Below are 26,896 nucleotides of genomic sequence, written 5' to 3' on the forward strand. Positions count from 1 at the left end.
CGGACGCAAGCCACGCACCCGCTAACGATGTGCACGCGCAACTCGCCGCTTACCTTCGATAGAAAGTCAACGGCAATGACCACAACCAGCGATTAAAGAACGTCGCGAAGCTTCGATCTCGGAAAACGCTGCACCACCCTGCACGAAAAAGCGCGGGTGCATGAATATCACGAGGCAACCTTTTTCGTCTTCCGTAGAACTACGGAATGCAGCGAGATATTTTGTGAGAGCCAAGTGAAAGCGCTGCCATGTACATCTACGTTAGCCAATGTAGATCATTGCGATAGCCAGTCGCACCGCTTCAAGTATGTCTTCCCGACGTTTGTCTGGAATAGCGGATTCCTGGTGACAACGCACGCGCCCTGCCGCCCAGCGTGCCGAAGCGCGCAAGGATGCGCACGCATTCAAAGTCGTGGTGGACAAGGAAGCCCTCGACGCGTTGTATCCTCAGAACGCCCGTCTGAAATAGACGCGTATTCCTCGCCCGCGAGTGCAAGCGAAAAACCAGAATAGGGGCGGAGCTGGCCCCCGCCATTGAATCATTCACTGAACGCAAGTGCGCTTGCGGCAACCATGGCCATGGCCGGGGCACTCCCCGCCATGGCCAGCCGAGGTCCTGAGCCATGGCGAGCACTCCATGTCGCCGAACTCATGTTCGTAATGATGATCGCGACCCGAGATCCTCTTCCAAACGCGCCATCGAATCTTGTTCAGTCCAGCCTACGGGGATGAGGACTCACTATCTGAAGGAGGGGCACTGAGGATTCGAACGATTTCGCCATGATCATCATGCGCAACATACAGCACTTTTTCCGCCTGCCAATTCCGCAGACAGTCTTCGGTCATCGAAGCCTTGGTTGCCAGCTGACTCATATCGAGTGGCTTTGAACGTTGTTCGGAAATTTTCTTTGTGGGTCCGAACATCTCCCACAGTTGCCGAGCAATGATGATCAGCGCGGAAATCAAGATCATGGCCAGGCCAGCGCGGCTGGCGATAGGAAAGGCGCTGAGAATCGCGCCTCGTCTCATGACAGGTACAGCAACGTGATATCCGGCTGACGCGAGCAAATTGCGCAGCAAAGGTACCCAAGTGAGCAACAAGAGAAGCCAACCGATCATCGTTAGCAAGACTGCGAGTAGCCGCTTGACCCGTGAGGTGGACTCGGGCCTCTCAATAATGAGTGGTCGAACGTTCACCCGCCCACCCCTCGATCGGGACTGTGCCAGCGAGCCCGCTCGCTTCCCCCCCTCCAGATCGACGTGGGGATCGCTGCCACGGTAGCTGCAGCATTGAGCATCCAGAAGATGGCCGGATACCAAATGGCCCAGACATAGTTCCGCAGAAGGTCCCGGTCGTAGGGACGATCAAGAAAGAAACCGAGCAGGACCTGTGCCAGGCAAATCGAGGTCAAGACGAGACCCAGCTGTCCTGGCAAAAGCACTTGGGCGCTTCCCAGGTCAATCCGGGTAGCGATGAGATCAACCGTGCGATAACCAAGCAGTAGGGCCAATAACCAGGCCCAGGTGAGCCCCAGGAAGTACTCGATATAAAGAAGCCAGAGATGGGCAGATCGCCATGTAAGGACTTGCCGCCAGTGACCAAACATTACTTGGGCGCCGCCCATGGCCCATCGTAACCGCTGTCTCCATAAGCCGCGAAGCGTCTCAGGCATCAGAATCCAGCACAGTGCGCGTGGCTCAAAGCGAATTTCCCATCCCGTCACCTGGAGCTTCCAGGAAATATCGACGTCCTCGGTCAGTCGATGAGGCGTCCAGTACCCTACCTCATGCAAAGCGCTGCGGCGAAACGCGGTCACGACTCCCGAAACCGTAAACATGGCACTTTTTGCACGCTGCGCGCGCTTGATCATGCCTACCATGGAGGAAAACTCGCCTATCTGAATTCGCCCCAGCAGGGTGGATCGATTGCGCATACGCGGATTGCCCGTGACTGCCGCGACATAGGGACGTTCAAAATGTCGAACGAGCCAATGTACGGCCCAAGGATCGAGGCAGGCATCGCCATCGATACCCAGCAAGATGTCTGCCCGCGTGAGCAAGGCCGCGGTGTTCAGCCCAACCGCCTTCCCCTGGTTCTTAAGCTGATGGATGACTCTGAGTTTCGGATACTGCATGGCCAAGGCATCAAGTATTTCAGCCGTGCGATCGGTGCTTCCATCATTGATGGCAATGACTTCAAATTCGGGATAAACGAGCGCCATGAGTGAGCCGATCGTTTCCTCGATGTTGTGCTCCTCGTTGTGGCACGGAACGAGGACGGCCACAAACGGATAGTCCGCCAGCACGGGTGGTTGGCTGACGATGCGATGAGGGCGTACTTCGTTGCGCAAATAGAAAATGCAGGCGCCAAGGATCCAGATGCAGGACATGGTTAATGGGTAAATGAGGAGATAGGCCATCGCGATGTGAACGGCCACCATCCAGGCATGGCTGAACCCGTTCATGGTTGCGGCTCGTCTCGTAGTGAAAATGCCTGCCTCACGCCAACTGAAATATCCTGAGGTGCGCCATCAATGGCGAAGTCTCCGAATCCCTCGGCCGCCAGAGCCCGCATCCGGCTGATGGTGGAGGATGGCGATTCCATGGGTTCGAACTCCAGGATCACATGGCCCCTGGCAGCGCTGGGAAGTCGCGCGAGGATGTCGCTACGCGCAGGCAACCGGATCCAATCTCCGGCCGGAAGCTGGCCCCATATGTCGGCATCGGGAAGGGACTTCATCGCGTACACCAGATGCATCGGCCATCGCCAGCGTTCTGCCGCGTGACGCATGGCTTCCGCTTGGGCGCTTCTCGGTCGTGCGGGTACGCTTAAGCCACTAAAACTGACGTGCCGCGCCAGATCGGCCACCAACATCGGCGTGTCGAGCCAATCCTCTGGTATCTCAACATAAACGGCCGCGCCGCCTCGGGACTCGATCTGCCAACTGATGCGATTTAGCGAGTCGTGCTTTACCGGCAAACGAGTCGTGGGAAACAGGGCCAACTGCCCTGAGGCGCCTGCTTCGTTCGGACTGAGAAAGATCATGTTCGGGTCGATGGCATCGATGCCGTCCACGACCACGGAAAGTTGATTTTCACTGTCGGCAGGCCAATGACCGGGGGCGATGCGCAGGGCCCGGCGCGGGGGTGGCGGCCACGTATGGCGCAGCACTTCAGCGAGATTCGTCGGCGTACTGGGGTTTTGTATGAGGTAGCGGCGTATGGTCGCCAGCGACTCCGAGGGACTGTTGGCACCATCCTCGAGCGTAAACCCGACCGGCATGGCCAGACTCGCGGCGATGTCCTGCGATGTGCGGTTGCTTCGCCCGTAGGGCCAGACAACGATCCGAGGGGCGCGTCCTGTATGGGCCTTGATCTGCTCGCGCGCCTTGCTCAGATCTTCGCGCAGTCGTTGCTCGTAGCTGTCATCGGTCTCGTAGTGTCCCCCAGCGTAGATGCGCGTGACGGCAGCCGGTTCCAGGCTACCCATGGGATTGCCGACGAGACCGAGGTGGAGTTGGTACGTGTGCGTGGCGATCTCGACCAGACCGGACTGCTGCATTTCCCTCAGTTGATCCCATGTCGCGAATTCCGACCGGGATACCTGGCGATCGCCATAGCTCACCTTTTCATCCGGGCGCAGGTCCATCCACGCTCCGACCGGGGCAACGACCGCGGGGTACTTGAACAGCCTCAGCAACGGAAAGGCGCGGGTATAGACACTGGCCAGGCCGTCGTCGAAAGTGAGCAAGATGGCCTGATCGGGCAACGGTGGGCCACCGCGCCGCGCCGCCAGGATCGCGTCAACACTCACCGGATGGTAGCCATTGGCCTGCAGCCAGGCGAACTCGGCAGCCAGCTCGCGAGTGCTGATGGCCGTCGGTGAATAGGCCTCCGGGCGATCACCGGTTACCTCGTGATAGCACAAGGCAACGAAGTCTCCCGGCTCGCCCGCCACGAGCGGCTGGCAGAGGGCAGCCGCAAGCATGCACGAGAAAATCTGGCGTATCAGAATCGCCATAACAGATGCATGTCCGCGCGAATCTGTGTTTCACGCACGCCGTCGTAAGGACGCCTCAATACGGCGATGCCGTAGTGCCACTCGATAGCGCGACCCAGTTGCCACGCATGGGCGTAGCGCAAGTAAGTGATGTCCCCTGCGGGATAGCCCTGCTGCCCATAGCGACCAACGCCGGCTTCAAGCCTCTGCGTGAAGAGGTAGTCGTAATTCCTCCAGGTGACGTAATCGCCAATGCCCGTCAGCATCACCTCATGGTCTCGACGCGGATTGAAGTAGTTGACTGGTTCACTAAGCGAATTGCTGGAGCCGCTCGTTCCCAGCAGTGTCTCTATATGCCATCGATCGTTGCTGACCCAGCGTTGTGCCCACTGCACGGATAACGCCGTGCGTTGATTGCCGTCGGTGAAATGGGCTCGCGTCGCCCTCGCGGAAATGCCGAGAGACTCATTGAGCCGCCATTCGGCACCCAACGTCGCATCGTTGGCGTATATGCCATCGTGCACCGCTTTTAGAGGAATCTCGTTGGTTCGATACGCACCCTCGGCATCAAAGGTCCAATGATCATTCGGAGCCCAGCCGACCGATACGATCCCGCCGGCGCCCCCCACATTGCCTCCATTGACCTCAGCGGCCAGATGCCAGTTGAGCAAGCGCCAATCGACCCCTGCGCCATCTCGGACCCAGCGAGTCCATGACCCCGAGAAATCGGCCAGCGCAGTGTAATTGTGTAAGAACAAACGCCAGCGATCGTCCAGCGGTGGGCTGTACAGAATGGTATTGGCATTCCAATCATCGTTTCCGAAATAGCTAGACGCATTCGAGCTGTTCGTAGGTGAATGCTGGAAATTGACGTCGGTGGAAAGTTCAAAACGGTCGTGTAGATCCATCGAAGTCTCAGCGCGCCGCACCGCGGCGTTGTCGCGGTCCAATGCCTCGGCCGTGCGCAACGCAGCGCGCCCCTGTGTCCAGTCTTGCGCCGTCAATGCGGTTTCGCTCAAATCAGCAAAAGCACTGGCGTCGCAGGGCGCCGTCATCGTCACACCTGCCTCCATTTGTAGAGCGGTCCGCGGCCAACCTCGCGTGAGCGCCAAACTCGCCATCGCCTGGCGGACCTCCATGTTGTAAGGGGACTGAGAGAGTCGATAGGAAAGACGACGCTGCGCTTCATCAAGCTGGTCAGAATAGATGCGCGCGCGATCCGCCAGGACGTCCGCGCTCAGCCGCTCGCCGTTGTACTTGTTGTCCAGGTGTCGACGAAGCGGGAGCGCGGCGGCGTAAGCATCAATGGAGCGAGTGGCCTCCGGGTAGTCGCCCATGTCAGACAGCGCATAGAAAAGCCCCACGTGAGCGTCGAAATCGTCAGGCGACTGAACCAGGGCCTGCCGATAGAGATCTACCGCCGCGGAGGCCTTCCGCTGGTCAAGATAACTTCCAGCGACGTTACGAAGCGCATAGGCTGGAACATCCAGGCCACGTTGTTTCATGGCTTCATACAGTTGAATGGCCTCCGCATAGCGACGCCTGGCAGCCAACGCCACGATGCGGTCGCTAAGGCGACGCGGGTCATCCTGGCCTGGCGCGCGCCCATCCAGGAATTGTCTGCCGAGGAGATCAGTGGCGGCGATGGCCGCGTCCAGGCGGTCAAAGCGATGTGACCCACACAGAGTGTCCCGATCGATGATGCCGTTGCGAATCTGGAGTGCGATCAGATCGCCCTCAAGCTGACGATCTGTTTGTGGCTTCCCTAAAGGAAGCAGTGGGATTGTTTGCTCGAACAATCCAAGTTCCTGCATGGCCTTGATGATGTCTTCGCGAGCTTGCGGGTTATTGGGATAGCGCTCGAGAATGCGCAGACTATCGTTGATCCGCTGGAGTTCTTCATCACTCCGGTCATCAGCGAATGCATGCATCGAACACAGCAAATTGAGCATAGCGATCAGTGCGCATGTCCGAGGTTTGAGAGGCATGATTTGCTATTTCGCGCCCCTTGAATTCAACGGGACGTGAAATTGTCCATGGGACCGATCAGCCCTTCGCAGACGGCCCATGGCCATCCTTTCTGGCAGCCGTGGAGGTCTGCCTGAGTGGCGATCGGGACCCCAAAGATTTCGAGGTCGCGGCTGTAAACGACAACGCGCTTGATGAGTTCGTATGAAATATCCACCAGCCGGCCATGGCCACGATCAGGCTGACGCAGAAGCCAAGCACCACAAATCGTTGAACAAGGATGGCAATCCACAATGTCGCGAGCCAAGTGGGTAGCCAAGTACCCCGAGAAACTTGTCGCGAGTACACTGTGTTGACACTGGCCTGTCACCGCTACTCCGGAGTGCACCGCCATGAACGCCCAAAGCGCCGTCGAAACCGGCAGCATTTCCGTAACACCCAGGCCTTCGACGACATCTTCGCGGCTGATTTATCGTCATACGCTGCCGATCCGGATCATGCACTGGATCAACGTGATCGCACTGACGCTGATGCTGTTCAGCGGCCTGCAGATCTTCAACGCGCATCCGAATCTTTATTGGGGCAATCGATCCGATCAGGGCAAGGAATGGCTAGCCCTGGATGCGCAAGAGGATGCAGCGGGAAATCTGATCGGCACCGCGCGCATCGGCCAGCATCAATTCACCACCACCGGCGTACTCGGCGTTTCCAAAGGTAGCGATGGCACACCGGTGGCGCGCGGCTTTCCATCCTGGCTCACGGTTCCTAGCGCTGCTTGGCTGGCCATGGGCCGGCGTTGGCACTTCTTCTTTGCATGGGTGTTTGTGCTCAACGGCCTTTGCTATATCAGCTACTCGTTCGCCAAAAAGCATCTGCAACGCGATATGTGGCCGACGCGCGCTGATTGGCGTGGGATTGGCCGCTCCATCCTCGATCACCTCCGTTTCAAGCATCCCCATGGAGACGAGGCGCTGCGCTATAACATCCTGCAACGGCTCGCCTACCTGACCGTGATTTTCATCTTCGGCGTCGGCATAGTACTGATGGGTCTGGCGATGTCACCGCGCTTGGATGCCGTACTATCGCCCTTGGTGGAAGCCGTGGGTGGACGCCAGTCGGCAAGGTCGATTCATTTCATCATCGCCTGGGCGTTTGTCGCCTTCGTGTTGATTCACCTCTTCGAAGTATTGATAAGCGGAGTCTTCAATCAGCTGCGCGGAATGATTACTGGATACTACAAAGTCGATTCAGTCACGCCCGAGCCAGGGGCGCCCGCCGATGTCATGTCCGATCCGGTGCCGCCTGCTGAAGTCGCTCCCGACCGTGTCATCGCCGAACAAACGCCCATCGTGGAGGAACCCCGCCATGAGTGATCGCCGATCGTTTCTGCGCATGGCCGTCATGGGTGCAGCGGGGATCGCCCTCGCCGGCTGCGACCGTATTTCCCAGAGCGGCTGGGGAACCAGGGTATTGGGCAGTGCCGAAGGATTGAATCGTCGCGTGCAGGCGCTGCTGTCACCTTCCAGCGCCATGGCAAAAGAATATTCCGAAGCCGAGATCTCCTCGGTGTTTCATCCCAATGGCACGACCATGCCCGGCACGCCCGCCTATCAGGCATTGATGGCGAACCAGTTTCGCGATTACCAATTACAAGTCGACGGGCTGGTCAGCCGATCGGCGATGCTATCGATCGACGAGCTAAAAAGGCTGGACGACCGCACGCAGATCACTAGGCACGATTGCGTGGAGGGCTGGAGCGCCATCGGCAAGTGGCGAGGCACCTTGCTCTCGGCCGTGCTCGACCATGTGGGCGTAAGCCCTCAGGCAGAATTCGTCGTCTTCCATTGCTTCGACGAAATGGACGTGGATACGCCCTATTACGAGAGCGTGGACATCCGCGAAGCGAGACATCCACAGACTTTGCTGGCCTTCGCATTGAACAACCAACCGTTACCGATACCGAACGGCGCGCCATTGCGCCTGCGCCTTGGCCGACAGCTTGGATACAAACAGGCCAAGTACATCAGCCGCATCGAGCTGGTGAGCTCTTTCAAGAACATTGGTGACGGCAAAGGTGGCTATTGGGAAGACCAGGGCTACGAGTGGTATGCCGGCATCTGATCCGAGGTCGGCAAGCTGACCCTGCAAAATGGTCCGATCCGAACTTGTCCATTGCGCATGGACAAGTTCGGATCGCTACGATGGCTTCAACGCATCGAGTGTTACATCGGCGGCGCGGTACCGTTCAGCCCGACGGCGACGAATCCGGCAGCAACCGGGTTGCCCGGCTTGCCCGCCACGAACACGCGCGCGCCTTTGACGATGGCGCTCTTGTCAGCCGGCGCGAATGTCACTACCGGCGTAGTCGCTGACACTTCGATCGTCTTCTCGCCCGAGCCGTAATCGACGACCAGCGTGCGTGCACCACTGCCCGTAGCCGTCTTCACCGTGCCGTTGGTCATCGCCGAATGCATGGCCGAACCGGCGCCAGCCTTGCTGCTCTTGACGGTGCCGTTGGTCATGGCCGACCCACCGCCACCATGGGCGGGCAGATCCCAGGCGTAATCACCCAGGCCCGTGCCCTTCATCGCCGGCGGAAACACCACCACTTCCAGTGCGTTGGCAGACGCCCCATGCGGCACGTTCGCCGAACCAATGAACGAACCTGGCTGAATCGCGTCGAGACTGCTCGGCACCACACCAGCGATATGTGTGTCGGTACCTATCGCGACGTTCTGCGTGCCTGTCGCCGTTTGCACGGTGAAGCCAGCGGCCGTCACATCCGTCACGGTTCCGCGCACATGCACCGCCGGTTCCGCTGCGATCGCGGGTACGGCGGCCGACATCGCGATGGCCATACCGGCAAACCATAGTTTTTGTTTCAAATAGCTAGCTTTCATGATTAACAACCTCCAGTAGAGATAACGGATCAGGCGGGGATCACGGTTGTTTCGCCCGAAAGTGCTTGATGGTTACTCAGAGGACGTTGGAACGGCATGAAAATGCAGGACGTGGAGGAGGCTGAGGACACCAAAGGCGTATACCCAATCGGGTCAAAAGCGCCCATCGCCCCCCATGAGCCTCTATACACGGCAGCGGTGGCAATGGGGTCCGCTCTGGGTTGCGACGTCAGGCGGCACACCAGCCAGCTTTATCAGGACGAACTGGCCCGTCACGGCATGCAGGCCAGCATGAGCCGGCGCGGAAGCTGGGACAACGCTGTGGCCGAGAGCTTCTTCAGCACTTTGAAGTGCCAGATCGGCGTGCTGCGTCGGTACGCCTGCATCGCGGACGCTCGCCACGTGCTCTTCGAGTACATCGAGGTCTTTTACAATCGCCAGCGCCTTCACTCGTCCAACGGCTATCGATCGCCAGCAGCGGCTGAGGCTGAAGCCGCTTAACTTAAGGTGTCCACGAAACCGGCCGCGGTCCATCAGGCCACTTCTCACTCGCGGACGGACCTACTTGAGCGCCAAGTAAGTCACTGCAACGCAGGCAGGGCGGGCGAAATACCAGTTCAACCGCCAGGAAGACCAGATAGCGTGCTCGGAGATGGGTCGGAAGATGGTGAACAAAAAATGGTACAGGCATGGTTAGTAGAGCAAACTGCCTTGGCTACGGCGTCTTTCGATCGTAGTAGGTTGAGTCACTCACCACCAAGTGATCCTTGACCGTGTAAACCGACATGATTCGGACGTTGATGGATTTGTTTTCCGCACCTTTCAGATGGCCGGACAGGACGAACTGAACGTAAACATGGTTCGCCGTACTTTCGATGGTGACGATGCTGTCTTTGGCGTCAGGTATGGCGTCGAAAATCCAACGGTAGGTATCGGCGATCCTCGAGTTGCCAAGAAGCTCAGGGTAGTCGGGGCTACGCAGGATGGCATTGCTGGCATAGAGGGTGTCGATAGCAGCGGCGTCGTGTCGATTGAATGCTGCAAATTTCAACTCTACCGTCCTTTTTGGCTCAACTTCCGACGTGCCGGGGGCTGAAGCAACCGGACTTGCCACTGCTAGTAATGACGGCCTGGTTACGCCACATACCAGGCAGGAAAGAAGAAGCATCGTGACTATTTTCATAAGCATGAGTTCTCGGTTCGCGCGGTAGTAGGATGAGCGCCATGAAGGGTTCGCATCGCTGAACAACGTAATCCTTGCGCCCCGGCGGAGCCGCCTTCTTATTCCATCGCGAATCACACGAAGATGATTGGAAAAAGCCGACATCTGAATACGCGACAGGATGCCCCCGGCAGCCTGCTTGACCGGGGTGCATTTGGACAGGGCTGTGGTGTATTGCACCATTCGCCTTCGCCGGGCACTTACCAGCACAGGCGCCATGCGCCACCGGATGAACTGGCCGGCTGGGTCGAACATTTCTGGCTGGAAAAGTGGAATCTTCGGGGGTGCTCACCGCAGACGAGGGTCGTGCTTCCGCATCCAAACGTACATCTCGTTTTTGCACCCGGCCGTTCGAAGATCTACGGCGTGCAGTTGCGTCGCTTTGCGCGTGAATTGAAAGATCAGGACAGCATTCTTGGCATCAAATTTCGGGCCGGCGCATTCTATCCTTTCTTCGGCAAGCCGATCAGTACGATCGCCAATTCGTCTGTGCTCGCAGAACACGTTTTCCCCGATGCGGTATCGGCTGAGCAACGCGTACTGACATGCAACGATGATCACGCCATGGTGGAGGCTGCCGCCAATTTCCTGATCGCCCACTTGCCCGCACGTGACCCTAACGTGGGAGTCGCATGCAGTATCGTTGAGGCCATAGCGAACGATGGCGCGATTACACGCGTGGAGCATCTCGTCGCCCGTCTTGGTCTGCCAGAGCGGAAACTCCAGCGACTATTCCATCGATATATAGGCGCAAGCCCGCGCTGGGTCATCAAGCGCTATCGCGTCTATGACGTACTCACTCAACTCACGGCAGGCGAGCCCGTAGCGGGTGCGACACTCGCACAGAACATGGGTTACTTCGATCAGGCGCACTTGTACAACGACTTCCGAAAAATGATCGGTTGCTCTCCTGGCGAATATCTAGACTCAAAGTAGTGCATGGCCCAACGAACTCTGCCGCACCGATTCTGTGCAGGTCGCGAAAGATGCGCCAGGCCTTTGCGAAAAAGAAGTGTCGACGACGTCTGCCGCATTAATTGCTGCTTTCCAGGCTTTTGGCTGTAGCACCCGCAGCTCGGGGCCTTCCGCCGAGGAAGCACTGTCTTGCGATCATCAGGTTGAAGCTTGTCGTCTGTCGAGGCGTGGGCTGGTTCACGGCCTGGGCTGCAGAATGTCGTCGAGCAAGTCCGGTGTTCCTGGCACCCGTTCCAGATGTGGGTAGCGCAAACCACCTTTCCACGTCAGCGAAAGCGAGTGCTCCGTCTGACCTCGTGCGATCCGCAATTCGATCGGACGATCGGCGCGCGACGCCGAAATGGCTGACTTGATCACGGATGCCTGATAGGGCTGGCCGTCGACCGAGAGGACCTTCGCGCCGACGACCAAGCCTGCGCGCCAAGCTGCGCTGCCCCAGACGACGCTTGTCACCTCGCCGTCCTTGTTCAGATCGACGCCCACCGAGAAGCTGAGGCTGGCCCCACCGCTCTTGGTCTCGCTGGCTTGCAGGGCGCCTGACGGTTGGTCGCTCCAAGTCAGCCGGTAGCCGGCGCGCGTGATGCCGTCGAGATCCGTGTCGATGCCGACGCTGTCTACCCGCGCGCGCAGGAAGGATGCCCAGTCGTACGGCGTGACGGCGTTCAGCGCGGCGACGAGGTCCTCGAACGTGTAAGGCGCGGGGACTCGGCTGCCGTTGCGGATCCCGAAGAAGCCACGCCCGAAGTCATCCAACGATTTGCGGCCGTTGCTGCGTTCGCGGATCAGCGTGTCGATGTCCAGCCAGATCAACTGGCCCTGCAAATACGCGTCGAGGGTGTTGAGTTGCCAATCTGGCCAAGGCTGAAGGCGCCCCTCCGGATAAATAATGCTGTTGCCGTGCTGGATGAGCACCTGCTCGGACGCGTCCTGCAGTGTCCGCCACTGCAGTCCAGGCCGGTTTGCATATGCCGATGCGGTGGACTCCCAGCTCCTGAGCGCATCCTCCCGGCTGGCGACGCCCGAGCGTGCGTTGAGCACGCCATTCCAGTACATCGTCAAGCCTTCGAACACCCAGAGCAACGAGTCCTGAGGTGCGACGTTCAGATTCGCCGTCCACATCGTCGCAGGAACGCGGAAGATGCCATTCCACGCATGGACGAAGCCGTGAAACGGGACGCCAAGCGATCGACCACTGAAGAACGCTGCAGGAAAGCCGTTCTCCCCTGAGCGACTCTGCTCGAAGTAGGCTGGGCCGAAGTCGTTCGCCAGCCAGACCAGCATGTCGTAATGATCGTAGTGTTGGCCGCCGAATAATTTGTAGGCCTGTGCGACCTCGCGACGGTACTTGCCGAGAACCTCGGGCGGCACGACGAGGTCGGACTCCGTATCGGCCGCGACGTCCAGTCGTACCGGCACCGGGTCGTCACTGAGGACGTACTGCCTCATCCAGCGCGCTGCCATGACGGGAGAATCTACCAGCACATCGAGCGACACGGGAGAGAACCGCACGACATCGCCGACACGAGTGGCGCCCTCGAGCGACGAAGCGAACTGCCAGCCATGAGGCAGCGTCACGGCGGGGGCGACCTGGATGCGGCGCGAGTAATAGCCGGCCGGATAGAGTACATGGCTCTGCCACTGCAGATCCACCATCGTCGGTGTTGATAACACCGGCCCGATCGCACTGCTGGCGGGGAAGAGGAACTCGAAATCGACGTCCACTTCCTGTGCCCCCTGAGGCAAATCGACATGGAACGCCGCTTGTTCCACCGGATCGCGTCGCCATGGCAGGCGCTTCCCGCCCAGATTGAACACGAGCCCTGCGACCTGGTCGAGCACCTTGGGCGGCACCGGATCGCCCGGAACCCATTGGGGGAACAGCAGCGTCAGCTGCTTCATTCCGCGTACGGGAATGGTTTCGTGAATGCGGTGGATGCCACGCATAGCGTCGGTGGCGTCCACTTCGAGGCGAAGGGTGCCGGGATAGGCGACATCCTGTGGGGGCGCGATCGGCACGGGTGCCGGTGTCGCCTGCGGAAGCGGCCAACCACCGGCCGCCTCGTTTGCAGCGACGCGATCGGCCGCGACGAGCGACGCCACCAGCGCCATCGTTGTCATCAAGAATTTCACGCATGTTCTCCCTGGTCACAGTCGACATGGCAGGTGCGACCGGACTCGTAGGTGTGGATGGGCTTCATGCGCTGAGGCGCTCTCCATGAGGAAAGGCGAGAAGCGCGGTATTCGAGAATGCCGTATCGGCCATGCCAGGTTCGATTTAGTGAAATGATTCGAAATGGATTAACGTTGTTTCAACGCGCCGGCCCGTGAGGCCGTACGCCGCGTTACGCGACCGCCGTCCCATAAGATTTGGACAGAAGGTGTGACGTCTCGGGCAGTCCGGTTGAAGAGCGCCGTGACCTAGATGCCCGTGTGCCGCTTGTACTGATCGATGGCTGGTAATGCCACCCGTTTGCGCCAACTTATCCAACCGACCACCAGTGAGAAAGTCGCCACAACGAGCGGCGGTACAGCGTGCCCGTAGTCGCCGTGGATGATGACGGTCGCGATGGCGGCCAACATGACAGTGCAGCCAAGCGCGGAGCCCAACAGGCGACTCGGCGCCCAAATAATCAGCATGGCAGCGGTTAGTTCCAGCGATCCGGTCACGAAATGGAACCAGCGCGGGTACCCCCATTTCAGGTATTCCTGGTAGATCGATCCCGGAGCGAAGATGTTGCTGAGGGAGCCGACGACGAAGAAAACGGCAAGGGCTAAGGGTAAGACTTGGCGCCAGGAGGTTTTGGACATTTGACTAACCATAGATGATGGGTTTGCTGCCGTTGGAATGCGGATTTCGGCGTAGATTCTGAAAGTCGCATCGATGGCGGATCCGCGGGTCTACGCAGCAGTTGCCTTCTTGGCCGCCGCAAAAACATCGCGAGCGGACGTGGCGCCCGCGACGTGCTCCGTACCTTCGACCCCGAGGTCCATCCCTCCGGCGTTGACGGCCTCATACATGGCTTCGGCCGGGCCAGACTGACCCCTTGGAATGCCGAACTGCTCGAATGCACCCGGCCAACCGGCCCGCGGAACGGCGACGGCTTTAACGTCGAGCTTCATCACTTCACCTAGTTGCGCCGCGACTTCATCTGCGCTCACCATCGAACCGAGTTCGATGAACCGATGCGCCGACCAAGCCGGTCCGCTCAGAAGCGTTGCGATCTTGGCGCCGATGTCGTCAGTCGCGACCATGGTCGATTTCCGATTTGTCGGGTTGTAGAAGACGGGCAGCGTGCCGCCACCGGCGACGTGCAAGCCGTAAAGGAAGTTTTCGAAAAACCCGCCGGCTCGCACATAGGCGATCGGCAATGTCAGGTCGCGAAAACCCTGCTCCAGAAGCGACAGTGCCGTGATCAGTCCCATCCCGCTGGTTCTGTTCGCGCCCATCGACGAAAGCGCGACGACCCGGGGCACCGGCGCCTTTGTGAGGGCCTCCACATAGTTCGCCACGACGCCCTTGGCTTCCCTGAAATCCGGCGAGGGAGCCCAGATCGGAGGCAACATGACAAACGCGCCGTCAACGTCCTTGAGTGCCCGCTCGATGGAGAGCGCATCGTTCCAGTCGCCGTCTACCAGTTCGACGCCTTGGTCAGCCCAGCTTGCCGCCTTCGCGCGGTCACGGACCAGAGCACGCACCTTCTTGCCCTGCGCCAGCAAATGAGTTGCCGTCGCGCCGCCAACTTTTCCCGTAATTCCCATAACCAAAAACATGAGTGTTCGCCTTAATTAGTTCGACCGCCCCACGGTAGCTCCTGCGCTATTATTCGAATACGGGGTACATTCGGAACGGGCTGTGTAGATGAACTTAACAATCGACCGCACCCATCTGGATGGGCTTGTCATGTTTCTGACCGTGGCGGAGTGCCAAGGCTTCCGCGCTGCGGCACGGCATCTCGGTATCACGCCGTCCGCCGTCAGCCAGGGGATACGCAACCTGGAGGGACGGGTTGGCGCGCCCCTCTTTTCCCGTACGACGCGAAGCGTCAGGCTGACCGAAGCGGGCGAACGCCTGCTGGCTCACGCGCGCCCGGCAGTTGACATGCTCACGGCTGGGCTGGACGCCGCGAGTGGCTTGGGCGGCGAGATCACCGGCCGACTACGCATCAATGTGCCCAGGCCAACCTTGCCGCTGCTGGTGAATCGCTTGCTGCCCGACTTTCTCGACGCTCACCCAAACGTCGAACTCGAACTGGTGGGCGAGGATCGTCCGATCGATATCGTCGAAGAAGGTTTCGATGCGGGAATACGTCTCGGAAATTTCGTCCAGATCGATATGGTCGCGGTGTGGCTGACGCCACCCGAGCGCTTCGTTGTCGTTGGCGCCCCGGCCTTGTTTCAGAAGCATGGCCGACCGTCGTCTCCGTATGATCTGCAAAACTTCCGTTGCATCCTGCTCCGTCAGTCCGTGCGAGCCCTCGATCATTGGCAATTTGTCGTCGATGGTGAGCGCATCATGGTGGGAGTCGCGGGGCCTCTTGTGATCAACGACATCGAGGCCTGCATTCGCTCAGCACTGAGAGGCGTTGGGCTCTTCCAATTGCCGCACTCGCTCGTGATGTCGCATCTTGAAAGTGGAGATCTGCAGACTGTGCTTGAACCTTATTGTGTCGAGGTTCCCGGACTTTCCCTTTACTATCCAAGCCGAAGTCAGTCATTGCCGAAACTTCGCGCCTTTGTCGATTTCGCTACCCAGCGAATGCGAAGGGAGTTCAAGCCGGAGGACTACCTGCCGAATCCCGTGCCCCACCCACGATAACTATCCCTAATCGCTCTTCCCCGTGGCCGCTACGGAATGAACGGTGCGGTTTGGCGACCGTCTGAAGTTGCAGTCGAAAGCGGGCCTTAGCATCGTTCACTTTGGCTGCCCCGCCATCCCTCGTTGAGAAACGGATCGGCAGCGAGCTACCCGAACTCAGACCGCGTCTGTCGGCTGCTTAAATTCCTCGGCGTGCGCCTGGATAAACTCGCGCATGCTGCTCGGTAAATGGCCGGTCAGTCTGATGAAGTCATCCGTCATGCGGTCGTAGCGGCCGTGTTGGTGGAGGTACGCCATCGCGGCGAGATGGGCCAGCAGATGCGCCGGAAGGCCGAGCTCGCGCAGCTTTGATGTCCAGGTGGCGACCGGTACATCGCGGTAGGTAATGGTCCGCCCGAGTACCTCGGAAAAGATCATGGCAAAGCGTGTCATGTCCGCCGACTCAGGTCCCGTGAGGTTGTAAATGCGACCGATGTGCCCGGCGGGCTCGTGCAACACCACGGCGACAGCCCGCGCGACATCAACCGCCGAGATGGGCGCGGTGCGACCTCCGCCGAGCGGGAGCACGAGCGCATCGTTGTCGCGCACGGCCGCCGCAGTGGTCTTCAGGAAGAAGCCGTCCATGAACACCGTTGGCCGCATCGTGACAACCGGCAGGCCAGACCACGACAGCACCTGCTCGGCAAGCCAGTGCAGCTTATGTTGAGGGCTCTCAGTGGTTTCGGTGATGCTCATCTCCGAGACCGTCATCTGCGACATGTTCACGAAGGCCTCGACGCCATGGTGGCGCGCGACCGCGGCGATGTTGACGGTGGCCTCGAGATAGGCGTCCGAGACCGACATGCCGAAGTAGATGCGCTTGCATCCCTGTACAGCGTGATGCACCGAATCAAGGTCGGTCAGATCACCCACGATCACTTCGGCGCCGAGGCGACGCAGGTCTTCCGCTCGCGCGTCCTCTCGTCGAACCATAGCGCGCACTTTGTGGCCCTGCGCCAGCAATATCTCGGTGACGTGGCGTCCGATGGCGCCGACCGCACCGGCGGCGCCAGTGACGAGAATGGGGAAGTCGTGTTCTGAAGAGGTCATGGCGTTACCAGGAGTCTGGGGGACGAATGCATTGGGTTGAACGCCGTACCGCGCGCTGGTCTTGCGACACAAGTCGAAAGATCTCGGGTCGCGCCGCGTCCTGACGATGGCATTAGCCTGGGCCCGCCGAACCCACTTGAACAGTGCAATCTTTTGAAGCGTATATTGCACCGCATGAAAACATACGACCTGAACCTGCTACGGACGCTGGATGCGCTGCTAGCAGCGGGTAGCGTTACCGGCGCCGCCGAGCGCCTTCACCTCAGCGTTCCGGCAACTAGCCATGCACTCGCACGCCTGCGCGAACTGACCGGCGACCCGCTTCTGGTGCGCGCTGGCCGTCGTTTGGTGCCTACGCCGCGCGCCGTAGCGCTGCGCGAGCCTGTAGCGCAGTGGATAGCTCAGGCCGCCGGGCTGGTAGAGGCGCCACGCGAAAATGATCTAGCAGCTACCGAGCGCACCTTCGTCGTGCGCGCACCGGACGGCTTTGCCATCGCTTTCGGCGCGGCTCTCGGCGCCGCCCTGGCAGTAGAGATGCCGCGCGCTCAGTTGCTCTTCGTGACCGAGACACATGATGACCTTGGTGCCCTACGCGACGGTCGCATCGATCTGGACATCGGTACATTCAAACCACGCGATCCAGAGATTGAGATCATTGACCTGTACCCGCAAGCGCTGATCGCAGTTGTGCGCGCGGGCCACCCATTCGCCGCTCGTCCCGCGACCCCGCGCCGGTACGTCGCGCAGACACACGTCGATGTGCAGCGGCGCCCCGGGGCGCCCTCGCCAGTCGACGACGCATTGGCTGCGCTCGGTCTGGCGCGTCGCGTTGTGGTTACCGTGGCGAACGCTAGTGCGGCGCCCGTCATTGCCGCACGCAGTGATTTCGTCGCCACTCTGAGCGAACGTCTGGCGCGAGCGATGGCGCCCGGCCTTGGCCTCGTCGTGGTACCGCTGCCGTTTCTGCCGCGCGGCGAGACGGTGGTAATGGCATGGCATCCGCGCCACACAGCCGACCCCGCGCACGCTTGGCTGCGCCGGCAAGTGCCCGCCGCGATCAAGGCCACTGGCGCTGGTCTAGGTCACCGCTTAACGCCGCGGCCTTCGACCTGACCCTAGAAGTCACGCCCTCGTTGGGCTCTCCGATGTCAATCGAGCCGAGTTCAACGAGATGAAGGGCCCACCGGCGTGCGGCCCGCCGAAGCAGCGCCTGCTCACATCGACATCGAATCCGCGATGTGACGTGAACGCGCGGCTCGTTTGAGGGCTTGTGGCGGCTCGCCGAAGACCCGAAGGAACGCGCGTCGCATGCGCTCGGGGTCGGAGAACCCAGTCTTGCTGGCAATACGCTCGATAGTGAACTTATCGGCCTCGACGAGGATGCGGGCGGTTTCCGCGCGCAACCGTTCGACGGCACGGGCAGGCGATTGGCCAGTGTTCTTCAGGAACTCGCGACTGAAGTGTCGGGGGCTCATGTGTGCGGCCTCGGCAAGCATCTCCACGGACAAGTCCTGCTCCAAGTGATTCTTGGCGTAGGTCAATGCCGTTTGGATGCGGTCCGACTGCGATTCGAGTTCCGATAGCATCGAGAATTGAGACTGCCCACCAGCCCGCCGATGGTGAACCACCAGTTTCTTCGCGACCGCTCGAGAGATGTCAGCCCCGAGGTCATCCTCGACGAGTGCCAGCGCAAGATCGATACATGCGGTCATACCGGCGGATGTCCATACTCCGCCGTCGCGCACGAAGATGCGGTCCTCTTCGACGCGAACCGCTGGAAAGCGGCGCTGCAGTTCTCTCGCCCGATTCCAATGCGTCGTCACTCGCCGGCCATCCAGGATGCCGGCTTCTGCCAGGACGAACGCCCCAGTGCAAGTGCTTGTCATGCGCCGCGTGGTCTTCAGCGCGCGCCCGAGCAAGCGCATGAGCTTTGGCGAAGACGGTTGCGAGACGGTATGCCCCACAACTATCAACGTGTCGTACGCGCGCGGGTTCAACGTGACCGTCTGGACCTCGACACCCATTGAGCTCTTCGCGGCACCACCGCCTTCGGAGACAACGTGGATCTCATAGGCCGGCGCCGCTACCGCGAGATTGGCGATCTCGAAGACCGAAGCGACGGCCAAGTCGAGTATCTGAAAACCGGGAAAAACCACGAGTCCGATGCGCTTCATGCTGGCCACCAGCTTTTGGCTGTAAACGAGGGAAGTTCGTCATTTACGCCATAAGTTGGGCCTCTATATTGGAGATGTCAATCATCTCGCGATGAAGAATTCCAAAAGAGAGCTTCAGGCGGCGGGCTTCCGAAATCATTTTCAGTAGGAGATATACATGAGCGCTTACCCCACATCCTCCACCAGCGTGAGCACGCCCGTATTCTGGGAACGCTTGTGGCACATGAGCGGCGTCAACTTCATCGTTTTCTTCGTCATCGCGTACGCGATCTACGGCACTCAGCCGCAGGTCGGTGCGGCGCCTGACGCACTCGTCGCGTTCTACGACGGTGATCGCACCCGGATTCTGATCTCAGCAATGTTCTGCGGCCCGGCGATCCTTAACCTCATGTGGTTTGTGGCGGCACTAAGGACCACGTTGGCGAATGCGGGGCAAGGCGGTTGGGGGGCGGCGGCGACCGCAGCCAGCGCGATGGTCGGAGGGCTATTTTTCCTGCTCATCACGGTTGGCGCGGCCCTCGCCCACTCGGTTGCAGGCTCTGAAAATCAGGCGCTCACCGCGGGACTGAACGACTTCGCGTGGTCCTGCGTCGTTGTGAGTTCGTTCCCGCGCGCGATGCTGATCATGGCCGGGACCTTCGGACTTTGGCGGGCCGGACTTATCTCGAAGTCTCTCTTTGTGGCTGGGATCGCAGCAGTCGTCCTTGTCTTGCTGGGCGGCACCACGTGGCTGAGTAGTGGGTTCTGGGCCCCGGATGGTGTCTATGCTCGATTCGTGTCGCCGCTCATCGGCCTCGTTTGGGTCGCGGTAGTCAGCCGCGTTCTCTTGGCCCGCAGTTCTGCCAGGAGTTCAGGATGGTGACGCTCAAGCCAGCGTTGATTCCTGCGCGCTTTCGATCAGCCGCACGAAGCCTTATACGTGCAGCCACCATGTAGGCGACCAAGAATCTACTAGTGAGCAATAGTGCAGACCCGGCCACTCCCCTCCCCCGGCAACCCTCTCTAATCGACTCGTTGGCACACTTCCAGTGATTCCGTGCGCGAAAGTGAAGTGCGCTGTAAACCTGGTCATATAGTTTGATGGTTGCCGATTACGCTTCATTGCCGTTGCAATGAAGCGTCAGGAAGCAGGTCTACGCTATCGATGTTTTGATATCCGACAGGGTCAAGCGCCAAGCCGCTGCCTTAAACGTGGAACGGCGAAATCTAGAAAAGCTCGCAATTTTGACGGACATCCAGTGGATGCGGCCTAAGGGATTGAGACGCTTGTCGTCGATGGGCTCGAACTCGCGCGCGCTTTGCGTGTGATTGGTCTGAGCCATGATCAACTCGTGTGCCAAGAACGCGTAGCTCTGTAAGAGCTAGCGATGCTTTATCGAAGATGAGGGAAGGCCCCTCGCGGTCAACGTACAGGCGTGGATCGCAAACCCCTCCAAGCTGCGCGAGTCAAGAGCTCGGGTGGTGAGCGTTGGAGTTAAAGGCGTGGACAACCACGTCAGGTGTGGATTACCGAGACGAACGCAAGTGAATCGCTGTCGACGTGTCGAAAAATGGTTAGACGTTGCCGAAACCGTGCTGATGAGTTGCAGCGCGCGACCCAAGATCAGGGGGCGACCTGCCTACCGCCTGATTGGCAACCGGCATGAAGGCGACGTGACGGTAATCCAGGCTTTGATAAGGAACTTGGGAACCTGTCGTGCCGATGCGAAGGGAGAACCTCAAGGGGAAGGCCTCCCCAAGAGGGTGAGTACCGATGCGGCGCACAGGGGCGGAAATGCCCGTAGTAGGGAGGAAGGTGCCGTAATGGCACTGGACCGAAGGGGCATTGTTATCCCGGTTGGACTTAGCGAACAACTCGCAAGAGGAGGATTTGCATGAGCCTGGCCAAACCCTTTGTTATTTCCAAGCGGGAAGTGTGGGAGGCATACCAGCAGGTCAAGGCGAACCAGGGTGCGGCCGGTGTGGACGGCCAAACGTTGAAACAGTTTGCGCAGAATGAGAACAATCATCTGTACAAGCTGTGGAACCGAATGAGCTCGGGAAGCTACCGACCGCAACCGGTGCGACGAGTGGACATACCCAAGAAGGGCGGGACAACGCGTCCCCTAGGCATACCCACCGTCGTGGACCGGATTGCTCAAACGGTGGTCAAACGGGCTCTGGAACCCACGTTCGAAGCCATCTTCGATCGTGATTCCTTTGGCTATCGCCCCGGTCGCTCAGCCCATCAAGCGTTAGCGGTGGCGCGTCGGCGCTGCTGGGAACGCGACTGGGTCCTGGACCTGGACATCCGGGGGTTCTTCGACACCATTGACCATCGATTACTGATACATGCAGTACGCAAGCACACCCAGTGTGCCTGGGTGCTGTTATATATCGAGCGATGGTTGGCCATGCCGGTCCAGATGCCCGATGGCAATCAGGTCGTCAGTACGGGTCGGGGAACACCGCAAGGGGCGGTTATCAGCCCACTGCTAGCTAACCTGTTTCTGCACTATGTGTTTGATCGGTGGATGCGGGAGTCTCATCCAGGCATCACCTTCGAACGCTATGCCGATGACATCGTTTGTCACTGCCGAAGCGAGCAGGAAGCGAAAGCACTCAGGCAGTCCATTGAGGATCGGCTGGCCCGCTGCAAGTTGGCACTGCACCCGGAGAAGACGAAGGTTGTCTATTGCAAAGATGCCAATCGGAAGAGCATCTATGTCAGCTGCTCTTTTGATTTTCTTGGCTACGAGTTTCGGCCAAGAGAAGCGCGGAATCGGCGAGGGCAATTTTTCACCAACTTCACACCCGCGATCAGTGCCAAGGCCGCACGTGCGATGCGGCAGACCGTCCGCGGATGGGCGATACATCGACGCAGCGATTTGGGCTTCCAACAAATCGTGGACTGGCTAAGTCCTGTGTTACGGGGATGGGTGCAGTATTACGGCCACTTCCACCGCTCTGCACTAAACAAAGCCATGTTCACCATCGATCGCTATCTCGTGCGTTGGGCGTTACGGAAATACAAACGACTGAAGAGACACTGGAGCCGTGGGTGGCAATGGTTGAATGGCATCAAGCAACGTCAACCCAACCTCCTGCCACACTGGATCTTCGGTGAGGGTGGATGACAAGAGCCGGATGACGGGAGACTGTCACGTCCGGTTCCGTGAGAGCCTGTGGGGGAAGTTCCCGTGGGCTACTCGACCGTTGAAATGGGTGGTGGTTGGCGGGCCGTAGGCGTTGCCAAGTAGGAACTTCTGCGTAGGGCACAGCGGATCCGCGGATAAGCGCCGGCGGCGATCCGTGTAAGGCAAATACCTCTAGGAGGGTAAGTCGTCACCAAGGTGCGGTGCACCGCCCAACCGGCCGGTGCACCGCGGGAACGATCACAAGGACGCGCTTACCCGTTCATCGGTCGGTTGTTGCTTAGCTGCTTGGCGTACTGCTCCAGGCACTGGATCGCCACGGCTACTCCGTCCTTGAAAAGCGTTGGGAGCGGCCATGTTAGGGGCTGGGCATTGGGGTGCTTTGCCTTCGCCTTTCGATACAGCTCGTCCTCAAACCACAGTCGCGAAAGCGCGTAGTGCGCCAACGCAACGTCGTCGAAGATCGTGCCGCGTGGCGAGGGTGCCTGTGGACGATGAGCCGATAGACCGGCAGCGGGCGAGTCGGTGAACGGGTCACCCAAGGCGAGAAACGACTGGCGTGCGGGTACCGTATGATCGTGGACAGCCATGATCAACTTCCAGTTAGTTGGTGATGGTTAGCGGGTCGTGGGTGCTCGAACACCTGCGGCCCGCGCCTCATGACATTGCTGCCATGGTCACTCGCGTAGCCCCATACCAAAGAACGCCGCGAGTGACGGTCTGAAAGTAGCAAAGGCCAACTTTGCTGCCTGTCAGCGATTGCCGTTGCAGCGCCTCCGTTCCCGTGACATGGCTGCTGTGGTCCTCGGACTTCGGGGTACCCCGATGGCTGACAGGTACCTGCGGCGTCTCTATCGGTACCGCAGCATCAGAAAGCAAGGAGGCCGGTGAGCCGATGCGCGGACTCGACGCCCAGCAACTTCTCACGATGCCCTATGAGCGGGCCAGCGCCTCGCCCATCACGGCGTCGACGCCGCCGTCAAGAAGGACGCACTGATCTCTTCCGCGTTCGCGCGCTGCGCGCATGAATCACATCGCCGGATGCAACCTTTCTGCACTCGACTGTGCACTTATGCAGCACTTAGCCGGTAGATATCCCCCACCCGTCGACCGCCCTCAGTACAGAAACACCGGTCCAGGAATGCGCAGGTTTGGCGCAGGGGCCGTGTTTGTGCGAACGCTTTCCAAGGCAAGGAACACGACACGATGACTCCGGCACATGGCAACGATGACGCAACACGGATCACCGATGATCGTGGCTTCCTGAAAGCATCTCAGCCTCCAACCCTCAGCGAAGGCGCCGACACGCGGCCAAGAAGGTGGGTGGTCCTGCACTGGCTGACGGTGCTGTGCCTGGCGCTGGCCGCCCTGCTGATCCTGACACGGGACGAAGTCGACGGACGCGCAGCGCGCGCGTGGCTGCTGGAAGGCCATCGCCATTTCGGCCTGTTCGTCCTCATGCTGTTCTTCGCCCGCGTCGCGCTGCGTCCACGACTTGGCAAGAGCCCCCCGCAAGGACGTGCGACATGGATCATGCGCGGCGCGGCAGCGGCTACGCACATGGCGCTGTATGCCACGTTGCTCGCACTGCCCTTACTTGGTTGGTCGTTGAGCAATGCCGAAGGCAAGCCCGTGCACTTGTTTGGATTGACCTTGCCAGCGCTCGTGGGGGCTGATGAAGACTTCGCCGATACGCTGCTGGTGTGGCACCAGGATGTCGCCTGGCTGCTGATAGGCCTGGTGTCGCTGCATGTTGGGGCGGCCCTTTGGCACCACTTCGTCCTACGCGATGAAGCGCTCCGAGTGTTGCTACCAAGGCGACGTCGCGAATAAGCGTACTGCCCACACGATTACCGCATCTTGCTGAAACCGAGGAGATTCAATGGCGTTGTTGATGATTCGATGCGGCGGTCGCCGCACCAGGCGTGTCTTTGTCTGGTACGCACTGCTGGCTTGGCTGATGTTGGTCAGCACCAGCGCTCAGGCCATCCCCGCCTATGCGCGTCAAACTGGATCTGCGTGCGCCGATTGTCACGCGGGTTCCTATGGCCCAGCCCTCACCCCCTACGGCATGCGCTTCAAACTCAATGGCTATACCGATACCGACGGCAATGGCGTCAAGATTCCCGTGGCCGGCCAGGTCACGGAATCGCACAACGTTCCGGCGCGTGGCGAGAGCTCCTCGGCGCTCACAGAGGCCGATCTCTATGTGGCCGGGCGTGTTTCCGATCAGTTCGGCGGCTACGCAAAAATCGAGGCCGACAATATCGGTCATGACAAATACAACACGAGGCTGAGCAACCTTGACCTGCGCTTCGTCGCCAAGGATCAGAAACTTGCCGGCAAGGACCTGACCATCGGCGTCAGCGTCAACAACAGCCCCGGCTTTGAGGACCCGATCGCGGCATTGCCGAGCGCATCACTGCTTGGACCACCGGGCGTCACCGGAACCTTGCTTAATCCTTCCAGCCCCAATGCGCCCGCGAACCGCGTCATTGGCGCCACCGTCTATGGCCTGCTGGATTCCAGTTGGTATGGCGAAATCGGAACCTACAACGCCTTGCCCACCTCCGTGCAAGATCGTCTAGGTTATGCGCAGTCGGGCGACCCTGGCAGGCTGAGCGATACGGGCTATTTTCGTTTCGCGTACATGAAAGACCTCAAGCGCCAGTTCTTCTCTGCGGGTGTGGTCGCGTTGACGACGAAACGCCAGCTGCCGCGCACGGCGTCCAAAGACGACCTCACCGACCTGGGCTATGACTTGAGCTACCAGTTTCTCGGCAATCGCCAGCACATCGTGCAAGTGAGCTACGTGAACATCCTTGAGCAGCGCCGATATGGCAATGAACTGGTCATTCCCAATACACCCGACCTCGTCGCGTCTGATCGCGCCAACGTCCGCGATCAGACGCTCAGCGTCACCTACACCTTCATGCAGAGCTACGGCGTCACCGTCTCTCATCTGGTGAACACCGGCTCGCACGATCCGGTGCGCTACCCGCCCTATGGCGACCCCGACACCACCAGTAACCTCATGAGTCTGTACTGGACGCCGTTCGGCAGGGACGACTCCTGGACCTCGCGAGCCAACCTGAAGCTCGCCGCCACCTGGTTTCGCTTCACCAAGTTCAACGGGCGCGCCAACAACATCTTCGGTGCACCGCCCGGAACCCTTGTGACCAATGCGGGCGATCTGAACGCCTTTACGCTCTCCGCCAGCGCTGCTTTCTAAAGACAAGTACAGGAGTAAACGCGTGACTACATCATTCTTGCGACCGAATCCTTGTCGCATGGCGGCAGCGACCATTTTCGTCGGTTGTTTGCTGGTTTCTTCGCTGGTTCGCGCCGGTGATGCGGCCGCCGGCGCTGATGTCTTCAAGACCGAGTGCGCTGAGTGCCACACCGTCAAGCAGGGCCGCAACAAAAAAGGCCCCAGCCTATTTGGTATTGTGGGGCGCACGACCGCTTCCGTGACGGACTACAGCTACTCCGATGCTTTGCAGCAGGCCCATTGGGTCTGGACGACGGACAAGTTGCATGGCTATCTGTCGCAGCCAGCCAAGCAGGCAAACCCTGGCACGAAGATGAAATACAGCGGTTTGACTGATGCCAAGCAGTTGGACGACCTCATCACTTACCTGGACACCCTGCACTGATGACATGCGCCTTACGCCCTCCGATGGCCTGGAGGCCATGAAAGCCACTGACGCGACCTCATCGCCCCCGTTGGCGAGGCCCCGAATACCGCACGTCACAGAATGACGCACCGCTCCCCCCAGGTCTTCGAGCACGGGATGTTGCTCGTTGCGGCGGTAGCGTTGCGGGTTGCCCTGCGACCGGCCTCAAGGGTCACGGGCGCGCATGTCAGCATTTTGGCCCTGGCCATCGCGGCAGGCATGGTCGTGCCTGGCGCTGCTCAGTCGGAAGACCTGAGCGGCGAGGTCGCGCTCGCTTCACAGTTGGTGGATCGTGGCCTGGCCATCACACCTGCCACGCCCACCGTGCAGGCGGCGCTGTTCTGGTCCTCCCCCAACGGGTGGTCAGTGGGCGTGTCGGCGGGCAGCGAGGCGAAGACGCTGGCAAAGCCTGCCGAGACACAGGCGCAGCTGTCCCGTCACGTGGCGCTTTCCGATGACTGGCAGATGCAAGGCAGCTTGCTCTACTACCACGTCGCCGCCGCCCCACAGGTCCGCACGTACGATCGCACCGAGGCGGGGATCGACTGGATTTACCGAGATATCCTGACGCTTGGCGTGTCCGCCATTGCCTACCCGGGAGCAAAGAGCGCCGACCCTCGCCCGGCCGCCGACTTGAACGTGCGCTGGCCCCTGCCATGGAACTTTTCCATTTCTGCAGGAGCGGGGGTGGCCCAATACGTCATTGCGCCCTACCACTCCAGCTACCACTACGACCACACAGGCACCTACTACTATGGCCAAGCGGGACTACGTTGGAGCCGAAGGGCCTGGCGCGTAGAAGTGAACCGCATCGCCACCGACCCCGTGATCCGACAAAAGTTGAAGGGCTTGGCCGCCTCACCCTGGCTTGCGAGCCTGTCGTGGTCTTTTTGATCCTGGAGCAGCCGATGCTTGCCACCAAAGCTCTCCTTCAATCATGC

Annotated in this window: 25 protein-coding genes; 12 read left to right on the forward strand and 13 right to left on the reverse strand. The window is 59.9% G+C overall.

The features are described 5' to 3' along the window. Nucleotides 1–720: 720 nt before the first annotated feature. From pgaD to pgaA, 4 genes are read right to left on the reverse strand one after another with little or no spacing between them, the layout of a single operon-like run. On the reverse strand, nucleotides 721–1,197 hold the full coding sequence (gene pgaD, locus ACT01B_RS11920) for a poly-beta-1,6-N-acetyl-D-glucosamine biosynthesis protein PgaD (protein WP_445143474.1): 477 nt from the start codon (nucleotides 1,195–1,197) through the stop codon (nucleotides 721–723). Further along, nucleotides 1,194–2,465, reverse strand: coding sequence for a poly-beta-1,6-N-acetyl-D-glucosamine synthase (pgaC, locus tag ACT01B_RS11925; RefSeq protein WP_445143475.1), 1,272 nt, complete (start codon nucleotides 2,463–2,465; stop codon nucleotides 1,194–1,196). Before pgaC ends, pgaD begins: the two co-directional genes overlap by 4 nt. Next, on the reverse strand, nucleotides 2,462–4,021 hold the full coding sequence (gene pgaB, locus ACT01B_RS11930; protein ID WP_445143476.1) for a poly-beta-1,6-N-acetyl-D-glucosamine N-deacetylase PgaB: 1,560 nt from the start codon (nucleotides 4,019–4,021) through the stop codon (nucleotides 2,462–2,464). Before pgaB ends, pgaC begins: the two co-directional genes overlap by 4 nt. Then, entirely contained in the window at nucleotides 4,009–5,952 is a 1,944-nt protein-coding gene (gene pgaA, locus ACT01B_RS11935) for a poly-beta-1,6 N-acetyl-D-glucosamine export porin PgaA (protein WP_445143477.1), read from the reverse strand. The genes pgaB and pgaA overlap by 13 nt, the downstream gene beginning before the upstream one ends. Before the next feature lie 408 nt (nucleotides 5,953–6,360). Here pgaA and ACT01B_RS11940 point away from each other — a divergent pair, with 408 nt between their 5' ends. Continuing rightward, nucleotides 6,361–7,341 (forward strand): cytochrome b/b6 domain-containing protein, encoded by a 981-nt coding sequence (locus tag ACT01B_RS11940; protein WP_445143478.1) that lies wholly within the window; start codon nucleotides 6,361–6,363, stop codon nucleotides 7,339–7,341. Continuing rightward, nucleotides 7,334–8,089: a molybdopterin-dependent oxidoreductase gene (locus ACT01B_RS11945; RefSeq protein ID WP_445143479.1), complete on the forward strand. Its 756-nt coding sequence runs from the start codon at nucleotides 7,334–7,336 to the stop codon at nucleotides 8,087–8,089. The genes ACT01B_RS11940 and ACT01B_RS11945 overlap by 8 nt, the downstream gene beginning before the upstream one ends. Nucleotides 8,090–8,190: 101 nt before the next feature. Here the strand turns inward: ACT01B_RS11945 and ACT01B_RS11950 are convergent, their stop codons facing one another. Further along, nucleotides 8,191–8,868 (reverse strand): hypothetical protein, encoded by a 678-nt coding sequence (locus tag ACT01B_RS11950; RefSeq protein WP_445143480.1) that lies wholly within the window; start codon nucleotides 8,866–8,868, stop codon nucleotides 8,191–8,193. Nucleotides 8,869–8,964: 96 nt separating this feature from the next. Here ACT01B_RS11950 and ACT01B_RS11955 point away from each other — a divergent pair, with 96 nt between their 5' ends. Beyond that, a complete protein-coding gene (locus ACT01B_RS11955; RefSeq protein WP_445143481.1) occupies nucleotides 8,965–9,369 on the forward strand; it encodes an integrase core domain-containing protein in 405 nt (134 codons plus the stop codon). Nucleotides 9,370–9,583: 214 nt separating this feature from the next. Here ACT01B_RS11955 and ACT01B_RS11960 read toward each other — a convergent pair whose 3' ends face one another. Beyond that, complete coding sequence (locus ACT01B_RS11960) at nucleotides 9,584–10,273, reverse strand: nuclear transport factor 2 family protein (protein ID WP_445143482.1); 690 nt, start codon at nucleotides 10,271–10,273, stop codon at nucleotides 9,584–9,586. Between ACT01B_RS11960 and ACT01B_RS11965 the strand changes: the two genes are divergently transcribed. Then, the gene (locus tag ACT01B_RS11965) at nucleotides 10,175–11,026 is read left to right on the forward strand and encodes an AraC family transcriptional regulator (protein WP_445143483.1); all 852 of its coding nucleotides are present in this window, start codon (nucleotides 10,175–10,177) and stop codon (nucleotides 11,024–11,026) included. The two genes, ACT01B_RS11960 and ACT01B_RS11965, sit on opposite strands and share 99 nt — an antisense overlap. Before the next feature lie 216 nt (nucleotides 11,027–11,242). Here the strand turns inward: ACT01B_RS11965 and ACT01B_RS11970 are convergent, their stop codons facing one another. The 3 genes from ACT01B_RS11970 to ACT01B_RS11980 all read right to left on the reverse strand — a co-directional run bounded on the left by ACT01B_RS11970 (nucleotide 11,243) and on the right by ACT01B_RS11980 (nucleotide 14,836). Next, nucleotides 11,243–13,195: a M61 family metallopeptidase gene (locus ACT01B_RS11970; RefSeq protein ID WP_445143484.1), complete on the reverse strand. Its 1,953-nt coding sequence runs from the start codon at nucleotides 13,193–13,195 to the stop codon at nucleotides 11,243–11,245. Between the two features lie 288 nt (nucleotides 13,196–13,483). Further along, nucleotides 13,484–13,873: a DoxX family protein gene (locus ACT01B_RS11975; protein WP_445143485.1), complete on the reverse strand. Its 390-nt coding sequence runs from the start codon at nucleotides 13,871–13,873 to the stop codon at nucleotides 13,484–13,486. Between the two features lie 90 nt (nucleotides 13,874–13,963). Continuing rightward, nucleotides 13,964–14,836 (reverse strand): NmrA family NAD(P)-binding protein, encoded by an 873-nt coding sequence (locus ACT01B_RS11980; protein WP_445143486.1) that lies wholly within the window; start codon nucleotides 14,834–14,836, stop codon nucleotides 13,964–13,966. Between the two features lie 130 nt (nucleotides 14,837–14,966). Here ACT01B_RS11980 and ACT01B_RS11985 point away from each other — a divergent pair, with 130 nt between their 5' ends. Then, nucleotides 14,967–15,881, forward strand: a complete 915-nt coding sequence (locus ACT01B_RS11985; protein ID WP_445143487.1) for a LysR family transcriptional regulator — start codon at nucleotides 14,967–14,969, stop codon at nucleotides 15,879–15,881. A 156-nt stretch (nucleotides 15,882–16,037) separates the two neighbouring features. Here ACT01B_RS11985 and ACT01B_RS11990 read toward each other — a convergent pair whose 3' ends face one another. Next, nucleotides 16,038–16,970 (reverse strand): NAD(P)H-binding protein, encoded by a 933-nt coding sequence (locus tag ACT01B_RS11990; RefSeq protein WP_445143488.1) that lies wholly within the window; start codon nucleotides 16,968–16,970, stop codon nucleotides 16,038–16,040. A gap of 174 nt (nucleotides 16,971–17,144) precedes the next feature. Between ACT01B_RS11990 and ACT01B_RS11995 the strand changes: the two genes are divergently transcribed. Beyond that, a complete protein-coding gene (locus tag ACT01B_RS11995) occupies nucleotides 17,145–18,083 on the forward strand; it encodes a LysR family transcriptional regulator (RefSeq protein WP_445143489.1) in 939 nt (312 codons plus the stop codon). A gap of 101 nt (nucleotides 18,084–18,184) precedes the next feature. Here ACT01B_RS11995 and ACT01B_RS12000 read toward each other — a convergent pair whose 3' ends face one another. Continuing rightward, nucleotides 18,185–19,144 (reverse strand): GlxA family transcriptional regulator, encoded by a 960-nt coding sequence (locus tag ACT01B_RS12000; protein WP_445143490.1) that lies wholly within the window; start codon nucleotides 19,142–19,144, stop codon nucleotides 18,185–18,187. Nucleotides 19,145–19,301: 157 nt separating this feature from the next. Here ACT01B_RS12000 and ACT01B_RS12005 point away from each other — a divergent pair, with 157 nt between their 5' ends. Beyond that, entirely contained in the window at nucleotides 19,302–20,006 is a 705-nt protein-coding gene (locus ACT01B_RS12005; protein ID WP_445143491.1) for a hypothetical protein, read from the forward strand. Between the two features lie 271 nt (nucleotides 20,007–20,277). Here the strand turns inward: ACT01B_RS12005 and ACT01B_RS12010 are convergent, their stop codons facing one another. After that, a complete protein-coding gene (locus tag ACT01B_RS12010) occupies nucleotides 20,278–20,466 on the reverse strand; it encodes a hypothetical protein (RefSeq protein WP_445143492.1) in 189 nt (62 codons plus the stop codon). Between the two features lie 552 nt (nucleotides 20,467–21,018). Here ACT01B_RS12010 and ltrA point away from each other — a divergent pair. Next, nucleotides 21,019–22,260 carry a group II intron reverse transcriptase/maturase gene (ltrA, locus tag ACT01B_RS12015; RefSeq protein WP_445143493.1) on the forward strand — a complete coding sequence of 414 codons (1,242 nt, stop codon included), beginning with the start codon at nucleotides 21,019–21,021 and terminating at the stop codon, nucleotides 22,258–22,260. A gap of 272 nt (nucleotides 22,261–22,532) precedes the next feature. On the opposite strand, the gene ACT01B_RS12020 is transcribed toward ltrA, so the two are convergent. After that, nucleotides 22,533–22,868, reverse strand: a complete 336-nt coding sequence (locus tag ACT01B_RS12020) for a hypothetical protein (protein WP_445143494.1) — start codon at nucleotides 22,866–22,868, stop codon at nucleotides 22,533–22,535. Between the two features lie 616 nt (nucleotides 22,869–23,484). Here ACT01B_RS12020 and ACT01B_RS12025 point away from each other — a divergent pair. The 4 genes from ACT01B_RS12025 to ACT01B_RS12040 all read left to right on the forward strand — a co-directional run bounded on the left by ACT01B_RS12025 (nucleotide 23,485) and on the right by ACT01B_RS12040 (nucleotide 26,849). Further along, the gene (locus ACT01B_RS12025) at nucleotides 23,485–24,111 is read left to right on the forward strand and encodes a cytochrome b (protein WP_445143495.1); all 627 of its coding nucleotides are present in this window, start codon (nucleotides 23,485–23,487) and stop codon (nucleotides 24,109–24,111) included. 127 nt (nucleotides 24,112–24,238) lie between these two features. Next, nucleotides 24,239–25,510 (forward strand): cytochrome C, encoded by a 1,272-nt coding sequence (locus tag ACT01B_RS12030; RefSeq protein ID WP_445147475.1) that lies wholly within the window; start codon nucleotides 24,239–24,241, stop codon nucleotides 25,508–25,510. A 58-nt stretch (nucleotides 25,511–25,568) separates the two neighbouring features. Beyond that, nucleotides 25,569–25,934 carry a c-type cytochrome gene (locus ACT01B_RS12035; protein ID WP_445143496.1) on the forward strand — a complete coding sequence of 122 codons (366 nt, stop codon included), beginning with the start codon at nucleotides 25,569–25,571 and terminating at the stop codon, nucleotides 25,932–25,934. A gap of 138 nt (nucleotides 25,935–26,072) precedes the next feature. Continuing rightward, nucleotides 26,073–26,849 carry a hypothetical protein gene (locus tag ACT01B_RS12040; RefSeq protein ID WP_445143497.1) on the forward strand — a complete coding sequence of 259 codons (777 nt, stop codon included), beginning with the start codon at nucleotides 26,073–26,075 and terminating at the stop codon, nucleotides 26,847–26,849. The last annotated feature ends 47 nt before the right edge of the window (nucleotides 26,850–26,896 follow it).

Source organism: Dyella sp. Tek66A03 (genome assembly GCF_052567735.1).